Annotated in this window: 9 protein-coding genes; 2 read left to right on the top strand and 7 right to left on the bottom strand. The window is 64.5% G+C overall.

Going from position 1 to position 8794, the window contains the following annotated elements; translation table 11 throughout:
• Nucleotides 1–176: 176 nt before the first annotated feature.
• The 3 genes from IC66_RS0111645 to IC66_RS0111635 all read right to left on the bottom strand — a co-directional run bounded on the left by IC66_RS0111645 (nucleotide 177) and on the right by IC66_RS0111635 (nucleotide 1458).
• Entirely contained in the window at nucleotides 177–428 is a 252-nt protein-coding gene (locus tag IC66_RS0111645; protein ID WP_038947729.1) for a hypothetical protein, read from the bottom strand.
• Between the two features lie 234 nt (nucleotides 429–662).
• Nucleotides 663–923: a hypothetical protein gene (locus tag IC66_RS47095; RefSeq protein WP_028145588.1), complete on the bottom strand. Its 261-nt coding sequence runs from the start codon at nucleotides 921–923 to the stop codon at nucleotides 663–665.
• A gap of 151 nt (nucleotides 924–1074) precedes the next feature.
• Nucleotides 1075–1458 (bottom strand): RidA family protein, encoded by a 384-nt coding sequence (locus IC66_RS0111635; RefSeq protein WP_038947728.1) that lies wholly within the window; start codon nucleotides 1456–1458, stop codon nucleotides 1075–1077.
• A 486-nt stretch (nucleotides 1459–1944) separates the two neighbouring features.
• Here IC66_RS0111635 and IC66_RS0111630 point away from each other — a divergent pair, with 486 nt between their 5' ends.
• Nucleotides 1945–2379, top strand: coding sequence for a hypothetical protein (locus IC66_RS0111630; protein WP_028145586.1), 435 nt, complete (start codon nucleotides 1945–1947; stop codon nucleotides 2377–2379).
• Between the two features lie 126 nt (nucleotides 2380–2505).
• Here IC66_RS0111630 and IC66_RS0111625 read toward each other — a convergent pair whose 3' ends face one another.
• Nucleotides 2506–3201, bottom strand: coding sequence for a glutathione S-transferase family protein (locus tag IC66_RS0111625; protein ID WP_038947726.1), 696 nt, complete (start codon nucleotides 3199–3201; stop codon nucleotides 2506–2508).
• Nucleotides 3202–3382: 181 nt separating this feature from the next.
• Between IC66_RS0111625 and IC66_RS0111620 the strand changes: the two genes are divergently transcribed.
• Nucleotides 3383–4939, top strand: coding sequence for an outer membrane protein (locus tag IC66_RS0111620; protein ID WP_049806509.1), 1557 nt, complete (start codon nucleotides 3383–3385; stop codon nucleotides 4937–4939).
• Between the two features lie 64 nt (nucleotides 4940–5003).
• On the opposite strand, the gene IC66_RS0111615 is transcribed toward IC66_RS0111620, so the two are convergent.
• The 3 genes from IC66_RS0111615 to thiC all read right to left on the bottom strand — a co-directional run bounded on the left by IC66_RS0111615 (nucleotide 5004) and on the right by thiC (nucleotide 8689).
• Nucleotides 5004–5654, bottom strand: coding sequence for a glutathione S-transferase family protein (locus IC66_RS0111615; RefSeq protein ID WP_038947724.1), 651 nt, complete (start codon nucleotides 5652–5654; stop codon nucleotides 5004–5006).
• 250 nt (nucleotides 5655–5904) lie between these two features.
• Entirely contained in the window at nucleotides 5905–6426 is a 522-nt protein-coding gene (locus tag IC66_RS0111610) for a mismatch-specific DNA-glycosylase (protein ID WP_038947723.1), read from the bottom strand.
• Nucleotides 6427–6790: 364 nt separating this feature from the next.
• Nucleotides 6791–8689: a phosphomethylpyrimidine synthase ThiC gene (gene thiC, locus IC66_RS0111605; RefSeq protein ID WP_038947722.1), complete on the bottom strand. Its 1899-nt coding sequence runs from the start codon at nucleotides 8687–8689 to the stop codon at nucleotides 6791–6793.
• Nucleotides 8690–8794 lie beyond the last annotated feature (105 nt).

Genomic DNA, 8794 nt, shown 5'->3' with positions numbered 1-8794 from the left:
ATCCGGCGCGCTAATACAAGGGTGGGCAAAGGCGCCAAGCGCCGTGCCCACCATCTTCGTGATAGATGGAAACGGTGGGCACGCTTGCGCTTTGCCCACCCTGCGACATCTCGAAGAGAAACGGGCAAGAACGCATGCCCGCGTCCTTGCCCGCTCTTCGTCCGCCGATCGAAATCTTACCAGGTGCACTGGCCGTTCTTCAGCGCGGCGTCCTTCACGGCGAGTGCGTCGATGAACGTCGGCACGGTTGCGCTGGCGCGATGATAGCCGGCCGGCCACGGCGTGGTCGGGATGCTCTCGTCCCAGATCTGGCAGAGGCCGGTGTCCTGCCAGCGGATCAGGTGATAGCTGGCTTCCGCTGGGCTCGCCGCGACGAAGGCGGTGACGGCAAGACCGGCGGCAGCGCACAGCACGGAAATACGACGCATGATCAGCTCCTCAAATGAATGATGTGATGCGCCTCCCGGCAATGCGGGGAGGGCTGGGTGCCGGACGCTGGGGATGCGCCCCGGACAAGATGTGAGTAGTTCCGCAGGCCGGTCAGGTTCAAAGCGCGCGAGCGGGACATGGCTGATTTCGGCCGGAAAACGCGCGGTCCCGCAAAAAGAAGAAGGCGGATCGCTCGCGCGACCCGCCCTCCAAATCCGGTCCGTTGCAAAAGCTCAGAGCGTGCAGCGGCGCTCGGCGCGCATCTTGATCTGGACGTCGGAAGCGGCCTGGAAGGTCGGGAGCGGCTTGCTGACGACCTTGTAGGTCGACACGCCCCATTGGAACGGCTTGTACTTCAGGTCCTCGTTCCAGACCTGGCAGATGCCGGTGTTGTCCCAGCGGATCACGTAATAGCCGACCGCCGCCGAGGCCGGCACGGCGAACACGGAGGTGGCGATGCCGGCAACGGCACAGAGGGCGAGAACGCGACGCATGAAATATCTCCTTGTGGGGAAGAGGGACGCAAAAATTCGTGCGGTAAAAGCAGGTCCTTTGCAAGCCGGGGAGCTGCCGTTCACGGACATGTCAGCTGTTCCCCAAGCATTTGGTTCGGCCGCGTGCCCGGCAAGCCACACGCTCAGTGGCTCATTTCGCCAGCGACGCCACCGCCTCGATCTCGATCAGCATCCTCGGGTCGGGCAGGGCCTGAACCACGCAGGTGGTGCGCGCCGGATAGGGCGGCGGGCCGAAGGCGCCGGCATAGAGCGCATTCATGGCGGCAACGTCGGAGGCGCGGGTCAAGAGGACGTTGACCTTGACGAGGTCGCGGACACCGGCGCCGGCCTCGTCCAGCACGCGCTTGATGTTGACGACGACATTGGCGAACTGCGTCTCGAAACCGTCGGGCAGCGCACCATTGGCATCGAAGCCGGGAATGCCGGAGACGAACAGGAGATCACCGACGCGCGTCGCAAAGGACAGCGGCGGCGCCTTCACGTGCGGCGGGGGCGCGAAATGCTGGATCGGCATGGCATCACCTCGAATGTAGGAAAGGGCGCGTAGCCCGCATGAGCGTAGCGACATGCGGGAGACTTGCAATCGGGTTGCGGAGACCGGCAAGAACAAAAACGCGAAAACAACCCCATGCACAGTAGAGATCATGTGGAGATCATTGAGTTTTACAATTCGGTAAAGGCTAAACCTCCAAGTTGCTCCGTCGGGCAAGACAGGGGCGGAACGGGATGATGGCGATGCGCGACTTTGTGCCCGAACCTCCGCCGTCAGGCCCCGGCTTGACCGGGGCATCCATTGCGCCGCGGCCTCTCGGCTCAGTCACCGCCGCCTCTGGAATACTGGATCGCCCGGTTGGATGTTTGGACCGGGCGATGACGGTTGAGTGCGACGCCGCGCCTTGCGTCTCATGGCAGCCCCATCATTTTGCCGCCGCGATCCATCGGATAGATTCGCTGCGTCTGATTCGAATCCCTCCTTGAAAAATAGCCCCCGGAGATATCCATGAAGATCGCATCCACCTTCCGCGCCGCGCTGGTCGCCATTGCCGCCCTGGCCGGGCTCTCGACCTCGGCGATGGCCGACGGCGGCACCGTGGTGCTGACGATCTACAAGGCGGGCTGGATCATCGGCGGCTCCGGCGGTTCCGGCGTGCTCAACTTCCGCGGCCGCTCCTATGGGCTGTCCACCGGCGGGCTCGACTACGGTCTCGTCTTCGGCGGTTCCAAGACGGTGCTGCGCGGCCGCGTCTCCAACATCAATCGTCCCTCCGATGTCGCCGGCGTTTACGGCGCCGCCGGTGCCGGCCTTGCCGTCGGCCGCGGCGCCCGCGCCATCGTGCTCACCAACCAGAAGGGCGCCGTGCTGGAATTGACCGGCACCCAGGTGGGATTGATGGCGAATGCGGATCTCAGCGGCCTCGCGATCACGATGCGGTAGAGCAGGGTGCCGCCGTAGGGTGGGTTAGACCCTTGGCGTAACCCACCACTTCTGTCACCGCGGAAGGAGAAGAGGTGGGTTACGCGCATCGGCCCGCGCTTCGCGCAGCCGCTGCGCTAACCCACCCTACGATTTTCCGATCGCCGCATGAATACGCTCGCAATGCGCGACGAGATTCTTCTGCGCATCGACGAACGCCTTCAGCGGCGTCGGGATCGGAAAATAATAGATGTTCGCGACGAAGCCGTAGATGCCGGCATCGACGCTCGTTGGCGCCGCGCCGTGCACGAAGCCGGCGGCGGGCACGATCTCGGCCAGCGCCCGCAAATCGGCGAGCCCCCGCGCGTAAGCCTGCTCCGGCGTGTAGCGGCCGATGCCCTGGTAATGATAGCGCTGCGCATTATACGCCTTCGCCTTCTCGAATCCTTCCGCACTCACTTGCGGATGTTGCGCGATGAAGCCGTCGCGGAACGCCGGATAATAGCGCTCGTCCTTCCAGCGCGAATACGACATCACCCAATAGAGATCGTCGAGCATGCGCGTGACGAGGAGATTGGTGCGGCGCTGCTCGCTCGAGAGCGCGGCATCGATCGTCAGGCGATATTTCGCGATCACATGCGCGATGATCGCCTCGCTGTCGCCGATGGCCTCGCCGTCGTCGACGATGTAGGGCAGCTGCCCGCGCGGCGCGGCGGAGGCGTCGAAGATGTGCTCGTGCACGAGCGGCACGCCCGCGAGCTTGAGGAAGGCGTAGACCTTGAGGCCATAGCCGTTGTTGTCGGCAACGCCGAACAGTTGCGGGTAGGAATAGAGGGTCAGCATGGGCGGGCTCCCTTCCACCCGGAGTGGTATCGCCGCAGTGACAGGCTTGCAACAGTCCGGCGCCTTGTGGGCGGTGTCGTTCGATCGGAGGACGCGAGGTATCGCCCGTTCGCAGTATGGATTCGGCCTGAAATTATTGCGCCAGGGCCCCGACATGCGATGCTCACTGACCCGCCGAAACATGCCGGCATTGTCTTTCGGCGGCGCGCTTCTGGTCGGGCTCGCCTTTGCAGCATCGGCACAGGCTGCGGATATCGCGGTAAAGCCCCTCACCAAGGCGCCGCCGGTCGCGATCTCGTCGTGGACCGGCTTCTATGCCGGCCTCGGCCTCGGCTTCCGATCGACCGCCGCCGACCTCACCACCACATCGGTATTCGAGGACGGCATTCCCCGTGACATCAGCGATGCCCTCGTCAGTCAGCCGTTCGACGGCCCGGGCCTTCGCGTCAATCCCTATGCCGGCTTCAATTGGCAGGTGGCGCCGAGCTGGGTCCTCGGTGTCGAAGGCGATGTGGGTTTTGGTCGCCAGACCACCATCCTCCAGGGGTTTCGCGCCTCGCCGCGGGCCGGCTCGTCCAGCTTCCTCGTCGACAGCCTCGCACTCACGGCCGGCTGGGATGCGAGCCTGCGCGGCCGCGCCGGCTATCTCCTGACGCCCGCGACAATGGCTTATGTGACGGGCGGACTTGCCTGGCAGCAATTCGACGTCACCTCGGTCTGTGTTGGCGCCACCTGCAACAATGCGCTGCCTGCCGTGGTGTCGAACTCCGCCACCAGAACCGGGTGGACGCTCGGGGGCGGCCTCGAGACCGCGCTGTGGGGCAACTGGCTGCTGCGCGCCGACTATCGCTACGCCGATTTCGGCACCACGCCGTTCACCATGGCACGCACCAGAAGCGGCGCGGGGCCCGCGCTGACGGTCGACAATTTCGACACCAGGCTGCGGACCCACACGGCGAGCGTCGGCCTCGCCTACAAGTTCGGTGCTCCCGTCACCGGCGCCGGTTCGCATCCGCTGCAAGCGCAGGCCGCCATGCTGCCGTCCTGGACCGGTGCGTATCTCGGCCTTGGTCTCGGTGCGCGCGCCACGCGCACCGACCTGACCGCTACATCGGAGACGATCGGCGGCTTTGCGTTCGACCTCGCAGAGCGCGCCAACAACCGGCCGATGGACAACACCGCGTTCCGCGCCAGCCCTTATGCCGGTTATCTCTGGCAGCTCGCCTCGCAATGGACCGCCGGCGTGGAGGGCGATTTTGGTTTTGCCGACCGCACCACCACGCGCGAAGGTTTTACCAGCGTCCATCTCGCCGACTCCCAGGCGCGCGGCGAGAGCCTGTCGATCCGCAGCCGCTGGGACGCATCCTTGCGCGCGCGCGGCGGCTATCTCGTGAGCCCGCAGACCATGCTCTATGCCACCGCCGGCGCGGCCTGGCAGAACTTCGAGTTGACCTCGACCTGCACCAGCCGCAACTGCAGCGGCTTCTTCGCGCTGTCGTCGCCGATCATCAATTCGTCGACCACGAAGATGGGCTGGACGCTCGGTGGCGGCCTGGAGACAGTCGTGTGGGGCAACTGGCTCGCGCGCGCCGAATACCGCTATGCCGATTACGGCAAGTCCGGCTTCACCGTCACACGGTCGAGCGGCCGGGCCGAGTTCGATCCGTCCGTCAACACCTACGACGTCGCGATGCGGGCGCATCTGGCGACGTTCGCCATGACGTATCGGTTTCAGTGAGGCGGCGCGAGACGGTTGCAGGATTATGCCGAGGGACATTCGCGCAGCCCGGGGCTAATCCACCCTACGACTGTGATGCAGCCTTGAACACCGCCAGCTGCGCGTCGAACGCGCGCCGGAACGCCGGCCGCGCTTCACCGCGCGCGACATAGGCGGCGATGTCAGGATATTCGTCCAGCAGGCCGGATGTGTTCAGCCGCCGCAGCACCGTCACCATCACGAGATCGCCGGCGCTGAAGGCGCCATCGAGCCAGTCGGCACCACTGAAGTGGCGGGACAGTTCGCCGAGCCTGGTACGGACGCGCTCCTCGAGCATAGGCAGCCGCTCCGCGTACCAGCTCCTGTCGCGCTCGAACAGCATGGCCATGGTGAGCTCGACGATCGGCGGCTCCACCGTGCTCAGCGCGGCGAACATCCACGCGATCGCGCGGGCGCGGGCATTGGCATCCTTCGGCAGCAACCCGTCGTCGCGCTCGGCGATATGCAGCACGATCGCGCCCGACTCGAACAGAGTGAGGTCGTCGTCCTCATAGGTTGGGATCTGCCCGAACGGATGCAGCGCAAGATGCGCCGGCTGCTTCATCGCCGCGAACGAGACGAGGCGGACGTCGTAGGGCTGGCCGACCTCCTCCAGCGCCCAGCGAACCCGCATGTCGCGCGCTTGGCCCCGGCCGCGGTCGGGGGAGCTTTCGAAGGCAGTGATGGTGGGGGGCATAAGTGGCTCCATGTGGCGCGCGTTTGGTTCGAGGACGAACGGGCAGCGCGGATTCCGACAACGGTTCGTTCCTTCTCCCGCGTGTAGCCAAACAAACGGTGTCGTCCCGGCGAACGCCGGGACCCATACCGCGTGATTTATCTGTTGCGGTTGGTCCCCTTCCCGAAACGAACAGTCTTCGCCAAACCCCTCCCTGTGGTTATGGGTCCCGGCGTTCGCCGGGACGACGGCGGAGTGTGACGCGCCGTTGTCAGCTCACCTCACGACCAATCCACGCCGCCAACTCGCGCCACGGCTCCAGAGTCCAACTCCCCGACGCAGCACCGGACGGCGAGGGCAGCACAAAAATCTCCGGCAAGCTTGCATCGCGCGGCTGCCGCCCCAGCGAAATCGCAGCCGATGCCCTGCCGTAAAACAAGCTCGCCGCCTTCTTGCTGGTGAACGCAATCGTCCGCGGCCGATACTTGTCCATCTTCGCCCTGAAGCCTGATACGTCGATCGTCTCCGCCGCGATCTGGTGATCCATCCCGGCGCCCGACTTGGAGAGATCGGTGAAGCCGATGCCGAGCGCGATCAGCGATGCGAACTCGCTTGGCTGATACCGCCGCGGCGTGATCCCGGCCTCATGGATCGCGCGCCAGAAGCGGTTGCCGGGATGGGCGTAGTAGTGCCCGACCGCGGCCGAGCGCGTCGAGGCGGCGGTGCCGACGAAGACGAGGCGGAGGTTGGGGCGGAGTTGGTCGGGGAGGCGGTGGGGGGCGGACCCGGGCATGTCGCGTCTTGGTGATCGTTTGATGCAACGAAAACGAAGAAAAGGGGCATTTTCGTTTGCTGCGTCCCATGCTCGCCGCGCCAGTGCCTCAGCGCATCTGAAGGCTTGTTCGTATTCGTGAACGCAGCAATCAAGAGGGGATTTTGGTTGCGCCGAATTTTGGAATCCCGTTGAGCTGCGCTTCCTGCCGCGAGAGCCATTCCAGAGTAATTTCTAGTGACGAAATTCCTGCCATCGACAGCGGTTTGCGCGCAACTCTTGCAAAACGAACAAGAAAGATCGGATCGTGTCGCGTTCTGGTTGCGCCTATAATGGTCGGGAAGCGCGTCTCCCGACCATTTTTCGACCTTCGGTCGGGTAACCCTCACAACACCCGATTGCTCTCCTTCACCTTCTCCGCATCCAGATAAACGCTGCTCCCCATCTCCTTGAACTTCGCGCTCATCTTCGCCATGCCGTCCTCGGCCGTGCCGCTCAGCGACATGCCCACCGAGTTCGGATCATTCAGCGTCGCCGCATAGTCCCGCACGTCCTGCGTGATCTTCATCGAGCAGAACTTTGGTCCGCACATCGAGCAGAAATGCGCGACCTTGTGGGCTTCCTTCGGCAGGGTCTCGTCGTGGAAGTTTTTCGCGGTGTCGGGGTCGAGGCCGAGGTTGAACTGATCGCTCCAGCGGAAGTCGAACCTCGCGCGGGAGAGGGCGTCGTCGCGGAGTTGCGCCGCCGGGTGGCCCTTGGCGAGATCGGAGGCGTGAGCTGCGATCTTGTAGGTGATGACGCCGACCTTGACGTCGTTACGATCGGGCAGGCCGAGATGCTCCTTCGGCGTGACGTAGCAGAGCATGGCGCAGCCGAACCAGCCGATCATGGCCGCACCAATCCCTGACGTGATGTGGTCGTAGCCCGGCGCGATGTCGGTGGTCAGCGGTCCAAGCGTGTAGAACGGCGCCTCGCCGCACTCCTTGAGCTGCTTGTCCATGTTGATCTTGATCTTGTGCATCGGCACGTGGCCGGGACCTTCGATCATGACCTGGCAGCCCTTGTCCCACGCGATTTTTGTCAGTTCGCCGAGCGTTTCGAGTTCGGCAAACTGTGCGCGATCATTCGCGTCGGCGATCGAGCCCGGACGCAATCCATCGCCCAACGAGAAGGAGACGTCGTACTTGCGCATCAAGTCGCAAATTTCGTCGAAGTGGGTGTAAAGAAAACTCTCCTTGTGATGCGCCAGGCACCACTTCGCCATGATCGAGCCGCCACGCGAGACGATGCCGGTGACGCGGCTGGCGGTGAGGTGGATGTATTGCAGGCGCACGCCGGCGTGGATGGTGAAATAGTCGACGCCCTGCTCGCACTGCTCGATCAAGGTGTCCTTGTAGAGCTCCCAGGTCAGCTTGACCGGATCGCCGTTGCACTTCTCCAGCGCCTGGTAGATCGGCACGGTGCCGATCGGCACCGGCGAGTTGCGCAGGATCCATTCGCGGGTGGTGTGGATGTTGCGGCCGGTCGAGAGGTCCATCACGGTGTCGGCGCCCCAGCGGATCGCCCACACCATCTTCTCGACCTCTTCCTCGACCGACGACGTCACCGCGGAGTTGCCGATATTGGCGTTGATCTTGGTGAGGAAGTTGCGGCCGATGATCATCGGCTCGAGCTCGGAATGGTTGATGTTGGAGGGGATGATGGCGCGGCCGCGCGCGATCTCGTCGCGCACGAACTCCGGGGTAATGAAGGCAGGCACCGAGGCGCCGAAGCTTTCGCCGCCGGCGAGGGCGGCTTCCGCGCGCTCGAGCTGCTGCTTGCGGCCGAGGTTTTCGCGCGCGGCGACGTAGATCATCTCCTTGGTGATGATGCCGGCGCGGGCGAATTCGAGCTGCGTGATCTTGTGGCCGGGAAGGCCCCGCAGCGGCTGGTGATAGGCGCTGAAGGCGCGCGCGGCGTTGTCGGTGGAGACGCTGCCATTGTCCTCCGGCTTGATCTGCCGGCCCTGATATTCCTCGACGCCGCCACGCTCCAGCACCCAGGCTTTGCGGTTGCGGGCAAGGCCGGCGTTGACGTCGATGGTGACGCTCGGATCGGTGTAGGGGCCGGAGGTGTCGTAGACCGGCAGGTTCGGCTCGCCGGCGCCTTCCGACAGGATGATCTCGCGCAGCGGTACGCGCAGGTCGGGCGCGGCGTCGGGGGAGGCGAAGATCTTTCGCGAGGAGGGAAGGGGGCCGGTGGTGACGGCGGGGATGGTTTTTTCGGGGTTGGAGCGGATGTTCATGGGGATCCTCCGGTTTAATTCGTTGATGTCGCTGTGCGAGAGGCAATTACCGCTGTCATCCCCGCGAAGGCGGGGATCCAGTAGTCCGCGGCGGTGCGCTGGAGC

The sequence above is a fragment of the Bradyrhizobium genomosp. III genome (assembly GCF_000261705.1).
GTDB classification, from domain to species: domain Bacteria; phylum Pseudomonadota; class Alphaproteobacteria; order Rhizobiales; family Xanthobacteraceae; genus Bradyrhizobium; species Bradyrhizobium ottawaense.
This window is presented reverse-complemented; position numbering and strand designations above follow the sequence as displayed.